Raw genomic sequence first — 18,640 nt, forward strand, 5'->3', positions numbered from 1 at the left:
GATGACGACAGTGCTCTACACCGGTGGCGCCGGACGCATGGGGCAGGTGATCCGCGAGGGACTCGCGGGCCGTTATGACCGCGTCGTGCTCTACGTGCGCAGCGCGCCGACGGAACCGCTGTTCCCGCGCGAAGAAGTCATCATCGGAGACCTGGTCGACCTTGACCGGCTGACGGAGGCCGCGCAGGGTGTCGACGTGATCGTGCACCTCGGCGGCGTCGCCGACGAAGCATCCTACGAGGCCATCCGCACTGCCAACATCGACGGCACCTACAACGTGTATGAAGCAGCTCGCCGCGCCGGCGTGCGCCGTGTGATCTACGCGAGTTCCAACCACATCGTCGGGTTCCACCCCGCGAGTGAACTCCTCGACGAATCGGCCCCCTTGCGTCCCGACACGTATTACGGAGTCTCGAAGGCCTTCGGTGAGGCGATGGGCAGCCTGTACTGGGATAAGTGGGGAGTGGAATCGGTCCTGCTGCGGATCGGCACGTTCCGGCCGGCGCCCGAGGACCGCCGTCAGCTCGCCCTCTGGCTCAGCTGGGCGGACGGCGTCGAACTCGTCCGCGCATCGATCGAGAGCGGCCCGGTGGGATGCCAGGTCGTCTACGGCACGTCGGCGAACACCGAACGCTGGTGGAACGCGGATGCCGGATGGTTCGCGATCGGCTACGTCCCGAAGGACAACGCGTCTGATCATGCCGACGCCGTCGATCATGACGCCCCGGCCCCGCAGTTCCACGGCGGCGCCTTCACGGCTGTCGACTACGCAGGAGGTATCTGGTGAACGACGTCGCCGATGTGCTGATCACAACCGCATACCTCCACCCGGGCGACGAGGTCGACCAGATGCTCACGGATGCCGGATTGCGTACGCGCCATGTCGCCGACATCGAGGCGCTCGACGCCGGCGACCGGGCTCGACTGCTCTCGTCGGTGCGCGCCATCATCGCCGGAACCACGCCGCTCACGGCCGAAGCCCTGAGCCAGGCCGAACAGCTGCGGATCATCGTGCGCACGGGCGTCGGCTACGACAGTGTGGACCTGGACGCCGCGACGGCGAAGGGCATTCCCGTCTGCATCACGGCCGGCGCGAATCGGCAGGCCGTCGCCGAGCAGGTGTTCGCGCTCATGCTCGCGGCATCTCGGACACTCCCCGAGAACCTGCGCATCGTCTCGGAAGGTCCATGGACCCAGCCCACGGGGCGCGAACTGCGTGGCGCGACCCTCGGCATCCTGGGGCTCGGATCGATCGGAAAGGCCGTCGCCGGCATCGCGATCGGCTTCGGCATGAAGGTCGTCGCCTTCGACCCCTACTTCGATGAGGCGTTCGCCGCGGCGCACGACATCCGCCGCGCCGATCTCGACGAGGTGCTCGCCGAGTCTGACTTCGTCACTCTGCACCTGTTCCTCGACGATTCGACACGCAATCTCATCGACGCCGAGCGGCTGCGACAGATGAAGTCGGATGCCGTCATCGTGAACACGGCACGCGGAGGGATCATCGACGAGGATGCTCTTGTCGAGGCTGTGCGCGAAGGAGTGATCGGCGGTGCCGCGCTCGATGTCTTCGCCACCGAGCCGCTCCCGCACGACAGCCCGCTCCTGCACACGCCCGGGATCATCGCGACGCCGCACGTGGCGGGTGCCACGCGCGAAGCGCGGGGCGAGTCCGGGCGGATGGCCGCGCGCAACGTGATCCGCGTGCTCACGGCGTCCGAGGAGCCGCAGTTCGTCGTCAATCCCGCGTACGAGGGCGTCCGAGCATGATCATCGAAACGGACGGCGGCGGAGTGATCCGCCTCGCTGCGAATCTGAAGTGGATGTACACCGAGCTGCCCTTCGAGCAGCGATTCGACGCGGCTGCCGCCTCAGGGTTCACCGCGGTCGAGTTCGCATCCTCGTACGAGCTGCCGGCGTCGCAGGTGCGCGCACTGCTCGATGCTGCCGGAGTTCAGCAGGTCCTCATCAACACGCCGCCGGGAACGCCGAAGACCTCGACCGCGATGGGGGCGGCGTTCACCCCGTCGGCGCGAGCCGAGTTCCGTGCGGGCGTTGAGACCGCCTTCGAGTACGCGGCTGTCATCGGTGCCTCGGTCGTGCACGTGATGGCGGGGCACCAGCCCGATGACGTCTCAGACGAGCTCGCCTTCGCGAACTACGTCGCGAACATCGGCTGGGCGGCGGAGCAGGCGCGCAGTGCCGGCATCCGCATCGTGCTGGAGGCCATCAACAAGCGGGACCAGCCGGGCTACGGGCTGCGCTCGATGGAGATGGCCGCGAGCGTCGCCGCATCGATCGACCCCGAGACGGTCGGCGTGCTGTTCGACGTGTACCACGCACAGGTCGACCGGGGAGATCTCCTCGAGAGGTACGACCACCTGCTGCCGAACATCGGGCACATCCAGATCGCGGACAACCCGGGCCGGGGCGAACCCGGCACCGGGGAGATCGCCTATGAGCGCGTGCTCGCCCACATCGCAGCCAGCTCCTACGACGGCTGGATCGGTTGCGAGTACGGCCCGCGCGCCGGAACCGTCGAAGGACTGTCATGGATCGAAAGGATCATCCGATGACCACCGTTCGCATCGCGCTCATCAGCGCCACCCCGCTCGCCATCCCCCCTGCCGCCGCGGCGATCAGCGATGCCTTCCCCGGCGGAACCGTGTGGAACCTGCTCGACGACCGTCTGCTGGCCGATGCGCAGGATCAGGGCGGAGTCACCCCGGAGCTGGCGACGCGCATGGATCGTCTCATCGACTCCGCGATCGCGGGCGGTGCGGATGGCGTCCTCATCACGTGCTCGCAGTATGGGTCGCGCGCGGATGTCCGCGACGGCGTTGAGGACGGCATCGCCGTGCTCTCGCCGGACGGATCGATGTTCGCGGAGGCGGTTGCCGCGCGCCCGGCGCGGGTGCTGCTCGTCGCGTCTCTGGAATCGTCCTCCGCGGACAGCTCCGCGCGCCTGTCCGCAGCCTTCGAGGCGGCCGGTGTGAGCACGGACCTGCGCGCACTCGTCGTCCCGGCAGCCGCGAAGCCACTGGACGCTGTGCAACTCGCGGCGGCACTGGGCGACGCGATCGCCGAGGCCGAGGGGGGCTACGAGATGATCGTGCTGGCGCAGTTCTCCCTCGCACCCGCCGCGCCCGCACTCGCGGAGCGCTTCGGTGTGCGCGTGCTCGAGGCACCCGGCGCCGCAGCCCGCCGACTCTCGGCGGAGATCGAAAGCCGACGTCCATGATCGGCGTCATCGCAGACGATGTCACCGGGGCGACGGATGTGGCCGCAGCGCTCAGTCGGGCCGGTCTGCGGACGCTCCTGTCGCTCACGACGGAGATCGACGGTGACGCCGGGGAGGCGGACGCCATCGTCGTGGGGTTGAAGACCCGCTCGATTCCCGTCGCTGAGGCGACCGCACAGAGCCTGGATGCGCTGCGCGCACTCCAGGGCGCGGGCGCGGACACCTTCTACGTGAAGTACTGCTCGACGTTCGACTCGACCGAGACCGGCAACATCGGTCCGATCACGGATGCGCTCGCCGAGGCGCTCGGTGTTCGCACCGTCGTCACGACCCCCGCCGCTCCGCTGCACGGACGTACCGTGTACCAGGGGCACCTCTTCGTCGACGGTCGTCCGCTGCACGAGACGCACATGCGCGAGCATCCCGTGACACCCATGCGCGACTCCTCGGTTCTGCGGCTGCTCGCCCCGCAGACGCCGGGAGAGGTGCAGGGCCTTGCTCTGCCCGCGATTCACGGGGGTGCGGACGCCGTTCGCGACGCGATCGCGAATGCGCAGAGCGCGGACATCTCGCATCTCGTCGCCGACGCGATCACCGAATCCGATCTCGCCACACTCGCCGAGGCCGTGGAGGATCATGGACTCGTCGGTGGCTCGGCGGGCCTCATCGGTGCGCTCGCCCAGCGCCAGGAGGCTCGCGGGGACCGTATCCCTGGTCCCCCCGCGGGTCCTACCGTCATCCTCGCCGGAAGCTGCTCGGCGCGCACGCTGGAGCAGGTCGCCCGGTTCCGGGAGAGCGGAGGCGCGTCGTACCGACTCGCCGCCGAGCCCGGTGACACGGCGGAAGAGCTGGCGGCGAATGCGCTCGCCTGGTGGGCGACGCAGCCGAGCGGTGTCTCGGTGATGATCTACTCGTCCAGTCCCGCGGAGGAGCGCGATCCTCGGATTCCGCACGCGGGCGAACTCTACGAACGTGCGGCCGGGCTCACTGCGCGCAGCCTCTCGGACGCGGGAGTGCGCCGCATGCTCATCGCCGGAGGCGAGACTTCGGGCGAGGTCGTCAAGCAGTTGGGGCTGCGGACGGCCGTCGTGGGGGAGGAGGCCGCGCTCGGTGCACCGTGGATTCACGATCAGGCCCGCGGACTCCATCTCGTGCTGAAGTCCGGGAACTTCGGCGCGCCCGATCTGTTCGTTGACGTGTCCCGCAGCGGAGCGACCTCGTGAGTGAGCCCGTCCGCGACAGCATCGTGCGGGTCGCGCACTCGATCCACCGGCGCGGACTCACCCACGGTCGCACCGGCAATCTGGCGGTGCGCGACGGAGAACGCATCATCGTGACTCCCACGGGGATCGGACTCGACGCCGTGACGGCCGAGGAGCTCTCGGTCATGGACGAGTCGGGGCGCCATCTGGAGGGCCCGCCACCGACCAAGGAAGCCTTCCTGCACGCCGCGGTCCTGCGCGCACGACGCGACCTGGGCGCTGTCGTGCACACTCACTCCGCCTACTCCGCCGCGCTGTCCTGTCTGGACGACCTCGACGCGCAGCATCCGCTTCCCGCGCTCACCGCGTACTACGGGATGCGAGTGGGAGCGCTCCGGGTGCTGCCCTACTACGCGCCAGGGGACGCAGCGGCAACCGCGGCGATCGAGAGCGCCGCGGGAGACACTCACGCGCTGCTGCTGCGCAATCACGGTCCTGTCATCGCCGGTGTCGACCTCGATGCGGCGTTGGACGCGCTCGAAGAGCTGGAGCACACCGCGCAGCTCTTCTTCATCACCCGCGGACTTCCGACGGCGCCACTCACCGACGAGATGCTCGCCGCACTCCGTCCGCCCTCTGGAAGGAAAACGACCCCATGATCACTCTGTACAGCGGACTGGTCGTCCGACAATCACTCGTCGAACGACTGATTCCGGCCTTCGAAGACGCCACGGGCGAGCGCATCGTTCCCACCTTCGAGCCCACGACGGTGCTGTTGAAGCGCATCGAGGCCGGAGAGCGTCCTGATCTCATGCTCGGCGTGACCTCCTCGGTGCTCGATCTTGCCGATCGCGGCATCCTCGACCCTCGTTCGGTGACCGAGATCGCGGTGTCGGCCGTCGGATTCGCTCGGCTGCCGGAGTCGCCCGCGCCTGCGGATGAGTCTGCAGAGGCGTTCCTTGACTATCTGCTCACCGCGGATGCCGTCGCCTACTCGCTGTCGGGGGCGAGTGGGCTGCACTTCATCGAGGCCATGCGTCGACGAGAGAAGCTCGACCGGATCGATGAGCGCGCCGTCCGCTTCCCCGACGGGCTGACCGCCGAGGCCGTCGTGGACGGCCGTGCGAGTGTCGCGATTCAGCAGGTCAGCGAACTGCGGTCCGTTCCCGGCGCGCACATCGTCGCGCCGATCCCGCATGAGCTGCAGTCGTACGCGCGCTTCGCGATCGGGGTGCGCCCCGGAGCGCCGGAAGCCGCCGCCGCCTTTGCGGCATCACTCACGAGTGTGCGCGCGAACGCCGCATTCGCCGACGTCGGACTGAGCGCTCCCTGAGCGTCAGGGAGCAAGAAGGAGATCTCATGAGAAAAGTCATCATCGACACCGACACGGGCGTCGACGACGCGCTGGCCATGATGCTGCTGGCGGCAGACCCTGAGGTGGAGATCCTCGCCGTGGTCAGCGTGTTCGGCAACACCTACGGTGAACGCGCCGCGAACAACGCCCGCTACGTGCTCGACACCTGCGGTCGTCAGGATGTGCCGGTGTACCGCGGCAGCGACGCTCCGCTGAAGCAGGAGCTGAAGCTGTCCTCCGGTGTGCACGGAGACGACGGCTTCGGCAACACCGACCTGCAGCCGGAGGTTCCCGTACTCGCCGAACCCAGCGGCATCCCGATCGTCGTCGACCTGATCAACGCCCACCCGGGGGAGATCGACTACATCGCGCTCGGCCCGCAGACGAACCTCGCGCGGGCGCTGGAGATCGACGGCGCGTTGATCGACAAGCTCAAGAGCGTCATGATCGTCGGCACCCTCGGCCCTGCGCTGTACAACGACACGGAGCCGTGGGCGGATCGCCGTTTCCGTGTCTCGCGCGACCCGAACGTCTCGTTCGACATCGATGCTGCGCAGATCGTGGCGCAGCGGCCGGGCGACATCACCTGGTGTGGTCCGTATGTGACGCGTCAGGCACTCGTGCCGGAGCAGTTCTTCCTCGCAATCGCCCAGGAGACGGGGTCCGCTCCGGCAGAGTTGATCACCGCCATCAGCCGGGACTACTCGACGTTCTACTCGCGCTCCTACGGGCGTTCCGAGGACGAGCGCGTCATGGGCATCAACGACAGTCTCGCTGTGGCGGCGCTGCTGCGACCTGAGCTCGTCGCGGGCGCCGTACAGCGGCCGTTGCAGGTGTTCGAGGACGCCGAGACCGGCGACCGCTTCCTCGCAGGCGTCCACCCGGAGCAGGGCGAGACCCGCCCTCAGCATCGCATCATCTTCGACATGGACTTCAACGGGGTCCTGGCGTTCATCGAGGAGGTTCTGCGGCGTCCGTTGCCATGGCGCTGACACCCGTTCATCGACCTGCGGATCGGTTCACACCCCTAGGTGAATCGTATAGTGTCCGCTATAGTATTTCTTGCTAAGACTCTGAGCGAAGGAGCTCGTTGCTATGTCCCACCTGAAGGAACAGCCGTCGGTGACCCCCACCGGTGCCACGGCCGTCAAGAAGAAAAGTCACGCGAAGATGCTCTTCGCGCTCAGCGCCGGTCACGCTCTCGAGTGGTACGACTGGGCAATGTTCGGTCTGCTCTCGGTCTACCTGGGGCAGGCGTTCTTCCCGGGTGACAGCCCGGTCGCAGCGACGCTGAACGCCCTCGCGATCTTCGCCGTCGGCTTCGTCGTGCGCCCCATCGGCGGCGTCGTGTTCGGCATGATGGCCGACCGCTTCGGCCGCAAGCCCGTCATGATCGGAGCGGTCGGCGCCACCGCGCTCGGCAGCCTTGTCATCGGCATCACCCCGACGCACGAGACCATCGGCATCTGGGCCGGTGTGATCGTCCTTCTCTGCCGCATCCTGCAGGGCTTCTCGACCGGCATCGAGGGCTCGTTGGGCGCTGCCTACGGCGTCGAGCTCGTCCCGGACCGCCCCGGCTACGTCGCCGGCTTCATGGCCACGTTCAACAACTTCGGCAACATGCTCGCGCCGCTCACCGCCTTCGTCGCGAGCGCGACGCTCGGCCCGGAGAACATGGCGGAGTTCGGCTGGCGCATCCCGTTCATCCTCGGTGGCCTTCTCGGCATCATCGTGCTGTGGCTGCGCCGCAGCCTGCCCGAGACCCTTCCCTCGGGTGGGGCGAAGTCCTCGGGCGCGGCGCTCACCCCGACGCGCACGGAGTCGATCGAGGTCTGGCGCGGCGTGCGTCACTACTGGCTCAGCATCCTCGCCGTCGTGTTCATCGTCGGCGCCCTCCAGGCCTACAACTACACCTGGCTCTCGGGTCTGCCCTCGGCCGCGACGGGATCGTACGGAGAGGACCCGACCGGCGTCTTCGCCGTCTCGACCACGCTCGGCATCATCCTGACCGTCGGTGCTTTCGTGCTCAGCCGCGTCCTCGACAAGTTCGACCTGTCGCGCTGGTTCGTCTGGGGCCGCATCGCCGCCATCCCGACGATCTTCCTCGTGCTGCTCTACACCGGCAACGGCGTGGGCACCCTTGCGGGCGTCATGCTGGGCGGATCGCTCGTGCTGCTGCTGAACCTCACGATCTTCAGCACCGTCGCGAACCTCATGATCCCGCAGCGCTACCGCGGCACGGCCGTCGGTCTCGGCTACGGCATCGGCGTGGCCGTCTTCGGCGGCACGGCGTCGTACCTTTTCGTGTGGCTGCGCAGCATCGACCTGGGCTGGGTGTTCCCGTTCTACGTGGCGACGCTCTGCACCATCAGCGTCGTGCTCTACCTGGTCGCGAAGCGCCGCAACGGCGTCTTCACGGCAGACAGCTGAACCTGACCGCATTCATGAAGAAGGCCCCCTCCGCGCGGAGGGGGCCTTCTTCTCGTCCAAGGAACGCCGTCAGTGCGCGGCGGTGTCGTCATCTGGATGCGCGGCGCGCTCGTCCGTGAGTGTGCGCTGTCGCGCCTTCTCGACATGCGCCCGCATCAGCTCGCGGGCACGGTCATGGTCTGCCTGCGCGATCGCGTCATAGATCTCGCGATGCTCGTGGGCGGCTTCTAGCGCGTGCGTGCGCCCGGCGGTGCCGCTGAGCCGGAAGCGCTGGAGCTGGCTGCCGAGGCCTTCATACGCGCGGCGTGTGAAGGGGTTGCCGGCCTGGATGCTGATGAGGGAGTGGAAGTGCTCGTCGGCGATCCAGCTCGCCTTGAGGGCTTCGGGGTCGGTGACCTCTCCTGCGTCCTCCATCGTCGTGATGGTGTCCATGAGCTGCTGCAGGAAACCGGTATCAGCGCGCGCGGAGGCTTCGGCGGCGAAGGACGGCTCGAACAGCAGACGGGCGTCCATCAGCTGGCCGATCTCAGTGGGGGAGAGGAGCGGTGAAACCTCGTAGCCACGTAGCGGATTGCGGCGTACGAGGCCGGTCGGCTCCAGCCGTGCCAGAGCTTCACGGATCGGGGTTGCGGAGAGGCCCATCTCGCGTGAGAGGGCGCCGATGTTGAGCCACGCGCCGGGTGGCCGGTTTCCTCCGATGACCTGCAGCAGCAGGGCTTCGTAGGCGCGGTCGGCCAGCGGCACGCGCGTGGATCGCTGTCGCGACGGCGGGACGCGATTCTCGCTCATCGAACTCCTTGGAAGGGGGCAGCCGGACAGTGCTTCCGGGGTCCTGCACCTCTCTGACGAAACTATCGCCTCCACGCGGCGCATGCCGCAGAACTGCCGCTCATGAGAGGTGCGGGGAAAAGAAGTGAGGCCCGCGCCTTACGGCACGGGCCTCACTCGGGGACTGCTTAGGCGGTCTTGCCGCCGCGCCACAGGCCGACGAACTCGCGGGTCAGCTCGCCGCTGGCGGGCAGGTCCATGTCGTGGCCCTTCTTCGAGCCGTAGCCGAAGACGGCACCGTCGGCGACCTTCGCGTACTGCGCAGCGTGGCGGGCGGTCATGCCCGAGCCGAGAATGATCGGCGCGTCCGAGATCGCCTCCTTGACGGCGTGCAGGCGCTCAAGGCTCGGCGGCATGCTCGTGTCGTCACCGGCGAGGATGATCGCGTCGGCGCCACCGCGGTGCAGCATGTCGGCCGCGATCACGCCGACCGGACGGTCAACGAGCGGACGGGCGTGCTTGGTGAGCAGGTCAGCCAGGGTGAGGATGTGCTCGCCGCCGATGTGCTTCTTGTAGCGAGCGACGAGGTGCGCCTCGCTGTTGATGATGCCCTGATCGGTGACCGATGCGTCGGTCAGGATGTTCAGGCGGATGAACTGCGCGTCGACCGCTGCGGCGATTCCGAGCGATGCCTTCCACGAGTTGCGCAGGATGTTGATGCCGAGGGGCAGGTCGGTCTGGCGCGCGACCTCGCGAGCGACGACGGCCGCGGAGGCGACGGTCTCGGGCTCGACGGTGTCGGGGTAGAAGGGGTAGTCGTGGAAGTTCTCGACCAGGAGCGCGTCGACACCGCCCTCGGCAAGCGTGGTCGCGTCGGCCACGGCGCGGTCGATGACGTCGTTCAGGTTGCCCGAGAAGCCCGGGGCGCCGGGAAGCGCGTACATGTGGACCATGCCGATGACGGGGGACTTGCCGGCGAAGACGCTGTTGTAGCGCTGGAGGTACGGGTTGCTCATGGGGGTCTCCTCATTGATGGGTGAGCGGCTGACACTTCAAATAATATTCGATAATTTGGACCTGTCAACACACTGTTGGGTGACGGCGAGGGCGGCGACCCCGTGCGGTCGCGGGGAGTGTCGGCGCGACGGGCGAGGTTGCAATGAGGAACTAAAGCGTATTAGTGTGCATGACATTGGGTCTGGTCCCGACTGCACCCAGGGCGCTAATGCGCTTCAGTAATCACAGAGCCGTCTACAGGAAGTGTGTTCAATGAAGAAATCACGTGTTGTCGTTGCAGGTGCAGCGGTTGCGCTGACCGCCATGCTGGGTGGCTGCGCCACCGGTGGGGCTCCCGCGGGGGGCGGAAGCGACGCGAACGGCGAGGTCACTGGAGAGATCACGTTCCAGACCTGGAACCTGAAGGCCAACTTCCAGGAGTACTTCGAGGGCGTCATCGCCGACTTCGAAGAGGAGTACCCCGGCACGAGCGTGAAGTGGGTCGACCAGCCCGCCGAGGGCTACGCCGACAAGCTCTCCGCGGATGCCGCCGCCGGAACGCTCCCGGATGTCGTGAACCTGGACCCCGGCACGGGCTACCCCCTCGCCCAGGCCGGCATGCTCATGAACCTCGCGGACGCCGATCCCGAGGCGAAGGACCTCTACCTCCCCGAGGCATGGGCGGCGATGGACTGGAAGGCCCTCGACGGCAACTTCGGCTACCCCTGGTACCTGAACACGGGCCCCTCGATGTTTAACAAGGCGCTCTTCACCGAGGCTGGCCTCGACCCGGAGAACCTCCCCGAGACCTACGACGAGCTCTTCGCGCAGGCCGGTGAGATGGCGAAGGCCGTCGGCGGCAAGTACTCCATGATCGGCCGCACGCCGAACATCGAGGTCTTCGGCATGTACGGCGTCGAGCTCATGAACAAGGACCAGACCGAGTTCACGTTCAACAACGCCAAGGGTGTCGAGCTGGTCGAGACCTACCAGAAGCTCTACAACGAGGGCGCGTTCCTTCCCGAGTCGCTCGCGACCGACTACACAGGCGTCGACAAGTCGTTCCAGTCGGCCAAGATCGCCTACATGCCGGGCAGCGCGTACAACGTGCAGGCTCTGCAGGACAACGCGCCGACCGTGTTCGAGAGCCTCGCGCTCACGCCGCTGATCACCAACGAGAAGCCGAACATGTACATCCAGCTGGTCGCCGTCTCGGAGCAGTCCAAGAACAAGGCCACCGCCAAGGAGTTCGCCCGCTGGGTCACGAACGCGCAGAACCAGCTCGCCTTCGCCAAGGTCGTCAACATCTTCCCGTCGACGGTCGGCACGATCGAGGACGAGTTCTTCACGACGAGCGACGGCACGCCGAACGAGGATGTGCGCGTCATGGCCGCAGCGCAGCTCAAGGACGCGATTGTGTACTCGCCGGCATCCTTCACCGAGCCCATGAAGAGCGAGCTGCGTGACCAGCTGGCCCAGGCCATGCTCGGTGAGAAGACGGCCCAGGAAGCTCTGGACGCCGTCGTCGAGTACGCCAACCAGCGTCTGTCGAAGTAACGGAGTTCGCTCGAATGTCGACGACAACCGCGCGCGCCGCCCGGCCGGGATCCACTCCCGGCGGGGCGGCGCCCGCCGCGTCCACCCGGGGTAAGGGTCGCGGCATTCGCTACAACTGGTGGGGAACACCCTGGCTCTTCCTCGCCTTCGGCCTGACGATCGTGGGCGTGTTCACGGTCTACCCGTTCCTGAACACCCTCGTCCTGGCCTTCACCGACGCCACGCGCCTGCGCGCCGGCGAATTCGTCGGCATCGACAACTTCGTGCGCATGGCCGGCGATGAGCGGTTCTGGACCGCTCTGCTCAACTCGACGCTCTACACCGTCATCGTCGTGCCGCTCATGATGCTGCTGCCGCTTCTGCTGGCGCTGCTCGTGAACAGCTCGATCCCCGGCATCAGCGCATTCCGCACGGCGTACTACATCCCCGTCGTCGCCTCGGCCGTGGCCGTCGGCGTGATCTGGACCTGGATGCTCGACAGCCGCGGTCTGGTCAACCAGACCCTCATGGCGCTGCAGTTCATCACCCAGCCCATCCCCTTCCTCTCCGACCGGTGGCTGCTGCTGTTCAGCGCCATGGCGGTCACGGTGTGGAAGGGCCTCGGCTACTACATGGTCATCTACCTCGCCGCGCTCTCGAACGTGAACCGCGAGCTCTACGACGCCGCGGCCGTCGACGGCGCGAGCGCATGGCGCACCTTCTGGTCGGTCACCGTGCCGGGCGTGCGCAACACGATGGTGCTGATCGGCGTGCTCTCCGCCGTCGCTGCCTTCCGCGTCTTCACCGAGGTCTTCGTGCTCTCCGGCAACACCGGCGGACCCGGAGGCAAGGCCATGACGATGGTCATGCTCATCCAGCGCGAGGGCACAGGCCTCGACGCGCAGCTCGGCTACTCCTCTGCCATCTCGCTCGTCATGTTCGTCATCACGATCGGCCTCATGCTCGCGATGCTCAAGCTCCAGACCAAGGGAGGCGAGGACTGATGGCCGAGACCGCCACCCTCGATCAGCAGGACGAGATCGCCCTCCGGGCTCGCGAGGCCCGCCGTGCGCGCCTGCGCAAGAAGGCGCCGGGAATGGTGCTGCGCTACGCGATCCTGCTCATCATGCTGGTCATCATGATCGGGCCCTTCCTCTGGCAGCTGTCGACCTCGCTCAAGGGCATGGGGTCGGATCTCTACTCGATGCCGCCGCAGTTCATCCCGGAGGACCCCACGCTCGCCGCCTACGGCCGCGTCGGCGAGGTCGTGCCGGTGTGGCGCTACGTGCTGAACTCGTTCATCGTCGCCGGCGGCGCCGTGGTCGGCGAGGTCATCGGAGCGACGCTCGCGGGCTATGCGCTCGCGCGGCTGCGCTTCCGTGGTGTGAAGCTCGCCCTCTCGGTGTTCCTCATGGGCATCCTGATCCCGGGCGAGGTCATCCTCATCGCGAAGTACCTGCTCACGCAGGAGCTGGGCTTGAACAACACCCTGCTCGGCGTCATCCTGCCGACCGTCGTCGGCTCGCTCAACGTCCTGCTCATGCGGAGCGCCTTCATGGCGATCCCGCACGCGATGGACGAGGCCGCGATGCTCGACGGTGCGAACGCCTGGCAGCGATTCCGTCACATCGCCCTGCCGTCGGTCAAGGGCATGGTCACGGTCGTCGCGATCTTCTCGTTCGTCGGCGCCTGGGATGAGTTCCTCTGGCCGCTCATCGTGCTCTCGGATCAGAACCTCTACACGCTGACCGTCGGACTCAACTTCCTCCAGGGCACGTTCACGAACGACCCGCGGGTGGTCGCCGCCGGCACGATCATCGCGATCGTTCCGCTGATCATCCTCTTCTTCTCGCTGCAGCGGTACTTCTTCCGCGGCATCGGCGAGGGTGGGCTGAAGGGATGAGCGCCGCGCAGCAGACGCCGAAGCGTCCCAACATCGTGTTCGTCCTCACGGACGACCACGCGGCGAACGCGATCAGCGCCTACGGGTCCGTGATCAACCAGACGCCCGGCATCGACGCGATCGCCGAGGCGGGGGTGCGCTTCGACACGGCTCTCGTCGAGAACGCGCTGTGCACGCCCAGCCGTGCGGCCTTCCTCACCGGCACGTACTCGCACACGAGTGACGTGACGACGCTGGCCACGCACCTGACGAACGACCATGAGACCTTCATCACGGCGCTCAAGGCGGCGGGCTACCGCACGGCGATGTTCGGCAAGTGGCACCTCGGCCACGGCGAGGGATACGACCCGGTCGGCTTCGACCACTGGGAGGTGCTGCCCGATCAGGGCGAGTACTTCGATCCCGAGTTCTACACGCCAGAGGGCTCGGTGCGGTTCGAGGGCTACGTCACCGACATCATCACCGAGCGCGCCCTCGCGTGGATGGCCGCACAGGGCGACGAGCCGTATTGCGTACTCGTCTGGCACAAGGCGCCGCATCGTCCGTGGCAGCCGCATCCGAAGTACGCCGACGCGTACAACGACCCGATCCCGCTGCCGCCGACGTTCTTCGACGACTATGACGGCCGCGGCACTCCCGCGCACCACGCCACCATGCGGATCGCCGACTACCTGACCGACATCGACCTCAAGGAAGAGCCCCCCACGGAGCTCGGCTACAACGAGCGGGCGATCTGGAAGTACCAGCGTTACATGCAGGACTACCTGCGCTGCGTCGCCTCGGTCGATGAGGGCGTCGCCGCGATCACGCAGGCGCTCCGCGACCGTGGACAGTGGGACGACACCGTCACGATCTACGCCTCCGACCAGGGCTTCTATCTGGGCGAGCACGGCTGGTTCGACAAGCGCTTCATGTACGAGGAGTCGCTGCGGATGCCGTTCGTGCTGAGCTACCCCGCGCGCATCGCGGCGGGACAGCAGATCGCGAGTCTCGTGTCGAACGTCGACGTCGGACAGACGATCCTCTCCTTCGCCGGAGTCGAGGCGTCTGTGGAGATGCAGGGTCACGACCTCGTGCCGCTGCTCGCCGAGGCATCCGGAGCTGCCGCTCCCGCCGACGCCGTCCGCGACGCGCACTACTACCGCTTCTACGAGCACGACGACCACATGCACCATGTGTGGGCGCACTACGGCATCCGCACGGATCGCTACAAGCTCATCTACTACTACGCCGATGGGATGGGCCTGCCCAACACCTCGAACGTGACCTATCCGCCCGAGTGGGAGCTGTTCGATCTGCAGAACGACCCCTTCGAGCTCTCCAGCGTGCACCTGGATCCGGCCTATGCCGAGATCCGCTCCGACCTCACCCTGCGACTGTGGGATCTCCAGCACCAGCTGGGCGACACCCCGCACCCCCGCCAGCCTGTACCGGAAAGACCCCTGCAATGACCTTCGCCCTCACGCCCGACGAGCCGCTCCGCTTCGGAGCGAACTACACGCCGGCGACCGAGTGGATGCACTCCTGGCTCTCCTTCACCCCCGACAACGTGCGCCGCGACTTCGCGGGGCTCGCAGAGCTCGGCCTCGACCACGTGCGCGTCTTCCCGCTGTGGACGGTGCTGCAGCCGAACCGCACCCTGATCCGTCAGGAGGCGATCGACGACGTGCGCACGGTTGTCGACATCGCGGCGGAGTTCGGGATGGACGCCAGCGTCGACGTGATCCAGGGGCACCTGTCGAGCTTCGACTTCATCCCGTCGTGGCTGTTCACCTGGCACGACAAGAACATGTTCACGCACCCGCAGGCGCTGAGCGGCCAGGTCGAGCTCGTGAAGGCGCTGGGGGCGTCGCTGGGCGAAGCCTCCAACTTCCTCGGTTTCACTCTCGGCAACGAGACCAACCAGTTCTCGGCGAAGAACCACCCCTCGCCGTGGCCGGTGACCCCCGACGAGGCGGCGAACTGGATCACGACGCTGCTGGATGCTGCAGAGCAGAGCGCTCCGGGGCTGCCGCACGTGCACAGCGAGTACGACGCGGCCTGGTACATGGACGGTCACGGCTTCGTGCCCGCGCACGCCAGCCGACTCGGCGCGATGACCACGATCCACTCCTGGATCTTCAACGGCACCGCCCAGCGTTACGGCGGGCGCTCGATCGCCAGCGACCGTCACGCCGAGTACATGATCGAGCTGTCCCGCGGCTTCGCCACGGACCCGACCCGGCCGATCTGGCTGCAGGAGATCGGCGCTCCGTCGAACTGCCTCACGCCCGAGCAGACGCCCGACTTCCTCGAGGCGACCGTGCGCTCTGCGGCCCGCACCGAGAACCTCTGGGGCGTGACCTGGTGGTGCTCGCACGACGTGAGCCGCGAGCTCGCCGACTACCCCGAACTCGAGTACTCGCTCGGTCTGATCGACAACGGCGGCGCGGCCAAGCCGATCGGGAAGCGGTTCGCCGAGATCATCCCGGAGCTGCGCGCGCGCCAGACGCCTCCCGCTCGTCCGGTCGGCATCGTCGTTCCCGTCGATGAGAACGAGATCCCGATCAGCCGCGGTGCGATGAGCCCGGGCGGCGCGATCTTCCAGGCGTGGGTGGATGCCTGCACCGACGGCATCGACCCCGCGATCGTCACCTCGAAGGACGCCGAGAACCCGGCGCTGCTCGCCGCACGCGGCATCACCGAGCTGATCCGGCCCGACCTGGGGGCGGCGACCGAGTACTCGTCGAACAACACGGTCGTCGACCACACCGCGAGCGCGCTGTGACGCGCCCCAACGTCGTCGTCATCTACGCGGACGACCTCGGCTACGGCGATGTCGGATGCTTCGGCAGCGAGGACATCCGCACACCGCACCTCGACCGGTTGGCCGCCCGTGGCATCCGCCTGACGAACTGGTACTCGAACTCTCCGGTCTGCTCGCCCTCACGCGCGTCCCTGTTGACGGGACGCCACCCGGTGAACGCCGGGGTGCAGGAGATCCTCGGCGGCAAGCGCGGAACACCCGGTCTGCCGGAGCAGCCCACACTCGCTTCGCGGCTTCGTGATGCCGGGTACGGCACCGGGCTCTTCGGCAAGTGGCACCTCGGCGCGAGCGACGGCTACCGGCCGATGGATCGCGGCTTCGACCGCCACTTCGGCTTCCTCGCCGGATGCGTCGACTACTACTCGCACATCTTCTACTGGGGTCAGGGGCAGAACCCCGTCCACGATCTCTGGGATGACGAGACCGAGGCCTGGGACAACGGCCGCTACCTCACCGACGTCATCGCCGAGAAGGCCGCGGAGTTCATCCAGGCGCAGGGCGAAGACCCATTCTTCGCCTTCGTGCCCTTCAACGCGCCGCACTATCCGATGCACGCGCCGAAGGAGTACGTCGACCGCTTCCCCGAACTGCCCGAGGGTCGCCGCATCATGGCAGCGATGATCTCGGCGATGGATGACGGAATCGGACGCATTCTCGACACGCTCGAGCAGCGCGGCCTCACTGAGAACACGATCGTCTTCTTCTCCAGCGACAACGGCCCCTCGACTGAGAGCCGCAACTGGCTCAACGGCGAGGAGATCGACTACCAGGGCGGGTCGACCGGTGGCCTCCGCGGCAACAAGGGCTCGCTCTTCGACGGCGGGATCCGCGTGCCGGCGATCGTCTCCTGGCCCGCGGCACTGCCCCAGGGCGCGGAGTGGACGGAGCCGGCGGCGATGATGGATGTCGTGCCGACCGTGCTCGACGCCGTCGGTCTGCCCGCGGCTCCCGGGGTCGACGGCGTGAGTGTGCTGGAGGCCTGGAAGGCTCAGGATGCTGCGCCAGAGCGGACGCTCTTCTGGGAGTACGGTCCGCAGCTCGCGGCCCGCCGCGGCCCGTGGAAGCTCGTCACGTCGGCCCGTGAGCACCTCGGTGGCCCCTTCGAGCTGGGCAGCGTCGTGCTGGTCAACCTCGACGACGACCCTGCAGAGAGCACGGACGTGTCGGCACAGCATCCGCAGATCGCCGCTGAGCTGCAGGCGGAGCTCTCGGCGTGGGCTGCGAGCTTCGACTGGGATCCGACGCCCTGGGTCGCGTGAGCTGACGCGCCGCGCGCTCAACGGAGCACGGCGCGGAAGAAGGCGTCGAGTCGCGATTCGAAGCCGTCGATCCGGGTCGAGATGATCTCGTCGATCGACGCATCGAGCGAACCTGGCGCGGGCGGTGAGCGCAGCTTGCGGTGGCATCCGAGATCTTCGCAGGCGAGAATCCCGACCGCATCGCCGCGAAGCCCGGCGCTCCCGCTCCGTGGCGCTGTCAGAAGGACGACCTCGTCGAACCGTGCCGTGAATCGGCAGAGACTGCACATCACTGCGCGGTCGGGACGCGCCGGTGAGGCGCCGACTCTGAGCAGGACGCCCTCGGGTCGGTTGCAATGCCAACGCACGATGTAGCCGCGATGTCGAGCCCGCGGATCGCGCCAGGCCAGGGCGTCGCGGCCAGCCCAGTCGAGCGTGGACAGATCGCGGGGCAGCTGCATGGTGTGGCGGGCACGCTCGTCGACGTTGCGGAGCGACGCGCGCACCTGGGCGGGGGACATCGGCTGCATGGCTCTTCTCTCTCGTGTGACGAAATTGAGCGTATGTCCAATTTGGGCAGATGTACAATTTGAAGACTGACAAAGGGAGCCTCATGTCCTACCTGCCGAAGGATGAGCGGCGCGCCGACCTGGTGCGCGCTGCCGTGCGGGTGCTCGCTCGTGACGGGCTCTCGGCGGTCACGACGCGTGCCGTCGCCGCAGAGGCCGGAGTCTCCGCAGGGCTCGTGAGCCATCGCTTCTCCGGGGCGGCGGAGCTCGTCGCCGAGGCGTGGCTGGTCTGGGTGGAGAGTGAGAGCGACGACTTCGTCGCCGTCGGACGCGAGCCGGGCCCGGCCGCGGCTGCGGCCTTCTTCGACGGCTTCGACCGGCCCGACGGCGCGTTGGATGTCTGGGCGGATGCCTGGCGCTATGCGCAGACGGAGAGGGCCTTCGCGCCTGCGTTCACGCGGAGCTTCTTGCTGCTTGCGGAGGCTCTGGCATCGTGCCTCGGAGGTGATGCGGCGGCGCAGGGAGCCGCCGTGCGGCTCCTGCTGCTTGCGTTCGGCCTCGCGGCGGCTCGACAGATCTCGTCGGGCCTCGTGGCGGCGCCCGCGGTGGTTCTGCGAGAAGCGATCGAGCGCGAACTCTCTGACTGACCCGCGTCCG

General features: G+C 67.5%; 19 protein-coding genes. 16 read left to right on the forward strand and 3 right to left on the reverse strand.

The window, feature by feature from the left end; translation table 11 throughout:
* The first annotated feature begins 1 nt into the window (after window position 1).
* The 9 genes from AC1REM_RS04225 to AC1REM_RS04265 all read left to right on the forward strand — a co-directional run bounded on the left by AC1REM_RS04225 (window position 2) and on the right by AC1REM_RS04265 (window position 8,227).
* Window positions 2–787 (forward strand): NAD-dependent epimerase/dehydratase family protein, encoded by a 786-nt coding sequence (locus tag AC1REM_RS04225; RefSeq protein WP_492513476.1) that lies wholly within the window; start codon window positions 2–4, stop codon window positions 785–787.
* Window positions 784–1,770 (forward strand): phosphoglycerate dehydrogenase, encoded by a 987-nt coding sequence (locus AC1REM_RS04230; RefSeq protein ID WP_492513477.1) that lies wholly within the window; start codon window positions 784–786, stop codon window positions 1,768–1,770. The genes AC1REM_RS04225 and AC1REM_RS04230 overlap by 4 nt, the downstream gene beginning before the upstream one ends.
* On the forward strand, window positions 1,767–2,576 hold the full coding sequence (locus AC1REM_RS04235) for a hydroxypyruvate isomerase family protein (RefSeq protein WP_492513478.1): 810 nt from the start codon (window positions 1,767–1,769) through the stop codon (window positions 2,574–2,576). The genes AC1REM_RS04230 and AC1REM_RS04235 overlap by 4 nt, the downstream gene beginning before the upstream one ends.
* Complete coding sequence (locus AC1REM_RS04240; RefSeq protein ID WP_492513479.1) at window positions 2,573–3,241, forward strand: hypothetical protein; 669 nt, start codon at window positions 2,573–2,575, stop codon at window positions 3,239–3,241. Before AC1REM_RS04235 ends, AC1REM_RS04240 begins: the two co-directional genes overlap by 4 nt.
* Window positions 3,238–4,464 (forward strand): 3-oxo-tetronate kinase, encoded by a 1,227-nt coding sequence (gene otnK, locus AC1REM_RS04245; protein WP_492513480.1) that lies wholly within the window; start codon window positions 3,238–3,240, stop codon window positions 4,462–4,464. Before AC1REM_RS04240 ends, otnK begins: the two co-directional genes overlap by 4 nt.
* Window positions 4,461–5,102 carry a class II aldolase/adducin family protein gene (locus AC1REM_RS04250; RefSeq protein ID WP_492513481.1) on the forward strand — a complete coding sequence of 214 codons (642 nt, stop codon included), beginning with the start codon at window positions 4,461–4,463 and terminating at the stop codon, window positions 5,100–5,102. Before otnK ends, AC1REM_RS04250 begins: the two co-directional genes overlap by 4 nt.
* Window positions 5,099–5,776, forward strand: coding sequence for a substrate-binding domain-containing protein (locus AC1REM_RS04255; protein WP_492513482.1), 678 nt, complete (start codon window positions 5,099–5,101; stop codon window positions 5,774–5,776). The genes AC1REM_RS04250 and AC1REM_RS04255 overlap by 4 nt, the downstream gene beginning before the upstream one ends.
* A 26-nt stretch (window positions 5,777–5,802) precedes the next feature.
* Window positions 5,803–6,789 (forward strand): nucleoside hydrolase, encoded by a 987-nt coding sequence (locus AC1REM_RS04260; protein WP_492513483.1) that lies wholly within the window; start codon window positions 5,803–5,805, stop codon window positions 6,787–6,789.
* Window positions 6,790–6,892: 103 nt separating this feature from the next.
* On the forward strand, window positions 6,893–8,227 hold the full coding sequence (locus AC1REM_RS04265) for an MFS transporter (RefSeq protein ID WP_492513484.1): 1,335 nt from the start codon (window positions 6,893–6,895) through the stop codon (window positions 8,225–8,227).
* A gap of 69 nt (window positions 8,228–8,296) precedes the next feature.
* Here the strand turns inward: AC1REM_RS04265 and AC1REM_RS04270 are convergent, their stop codons facing one another.
* Together AC1REM_RS04270 and AC1REM_RS04275 are read right to left on the reverse strand one after the other, a co-directional pair.
* Window positions 8,297–9,016, reverse strand: coding sequence for a GntR family transcriptional regulator (locus tag AC1REM_RS04270; protein WP_492513485.1), 720 nt, complete (start codon window positions 9,014–9,016; stop codon window positions 8,297–8,299).
* A gap of 167 nt (window positions 9,017–9,183) precedes the next feature.
* A complete protein-coding gene (locus AC1REM_RS04275; RefSeq protein WP_492513486.1) occupies window positions 9,184–10,011 on the reverse strand; it encodes a BtpA/SgcQ family protein in 828 nt (275 codons plus the stop codon).
* 253 nt (window positions 10,012–10,264) lie between these two features.
* Between AC1REM_RS04275 and AC1REM_RS04280 the strand changes: the two genes are divergently transcribed.
* The 6 genes from AC1REM_RS04280 to AC1REM_RS04305 are packed head-to-tail and all read left to right on the forward strand — an operon-like array spanning window position 10,265 to window position 17,495.
* Window positions 10,265–11,548, forward strand: coding sequence for an ABC transporter substrate-binding protein (locus AC1REM_RS04280; RefSeq protein WP_492513487.1), 1,284 nt, complete (start codon window positions 10,265–10,267; stop codon window positions 11,546–11,548).
* 14 nt (window positions 11,549–11,562) lie between these two features.
* Window positions 11,563–12,531, forward strand: coding sequence for a carbohydrate ABC transporter permease (locus tag AC1REM_RS04285; protein WP_378788087.1), 969 nt, complete (start codon window positions 11,563–11,565; stop codon window positions 12,529–12,531).
* Entirely contained in the window at window positions 12,531–13,430 is a 900-nt protein-coding gene (locus AC1REM_RS04290) for a carbohydrate ABC transporter permease (RefSeq protein WP_492513488.1), read from the forward strand. Before AC1REM_RS04285 ends, AC1REM_RS04290 begins: the two co-directional genes overlap by 1 nt.
* Window positions 13,427–14,881 carry a sulfatase family protein gene (locus AC1REM_RS04295; RefSeq protein WP_492513489.1) on the forward strand — a complete coding sequence of 485 codons (1,455 nt, stop codon included), beginning with the start codon at window positions 13,427–13,429 and terminating at the stop codon, window positions 14,879–14,881. The genes AC1REM_RS04290 and AC1REM_RS04295 overlap by 4 nt, the downstream gene beginning before the upstream one ends.
* On the forward strand, window positions 14,878–16,197 hold the full coding sequence (locus AC1REM_RS04300; protein ID WP_492513490.1) for a glycoside hydrolase 5 family protein: 1,320 nt from the start codon (window positions 14,878–14,880) through the stop codon (window positions 16,195–16,197). The genes AC1REM_RS04295 and AC1REM_RS04300 overlap by 4 nt, the downstream gene beginning before the upstream one ends.
* Window positions 16,194–17,495: a sulfatase family protein gene (locus AC1REM_RS04305; protein ID WP_492513491.1), complete on the forward strand. Its 1,302-nt coding sequence runs from the start codon at window positions 16,194–16,196 to the stop codon at window positions 17,493–17,495. The genes AC1REM_RS04300 and AC1REM_RS04305 overlap by 4 nt, the downstream gene beginning before the upstream one ends.
* Before the next feature lie 17 nt (window positions 17,496–17,512).
* Here the strand turns inward: AC1REM_RS04305 and AC1REM_RS04310 are convergent, their stop codons facing one another.
* Window positions 17,513–18,004, reverse strand: a complete 492-nt coding sequence (locus tag AC1REM_RS04310) for an FBP domain-containing protein (protein ID WP_492513492.1) — start codon at window positions 18,002–18,004, stop codon at window positions 17,513–17,515.
* 83 nt (window positions 18,005–18,087) lie between these two features.
* Here AC1REM_RS04310 and AC1REM_RS04315 point away from each other — a divergent pair, with 83 nt between their 5' ends.
* Entirely contained in the window at window positions 18,088–18,630 is a 543-nt protein-coding gene (locus AC1REM_RS04315) for a TetR family transcriptional regulator (RefSeq protein WP_492513493.1), read from the forward strand.
* The last annotated feature ends 10 nt before the right edge of the window (window positions 18,631–18,640 follow it).

It is taken from the genome of Microbacterium sp. GW823-FHT02G05 (genome assembly GCF_058797175.1).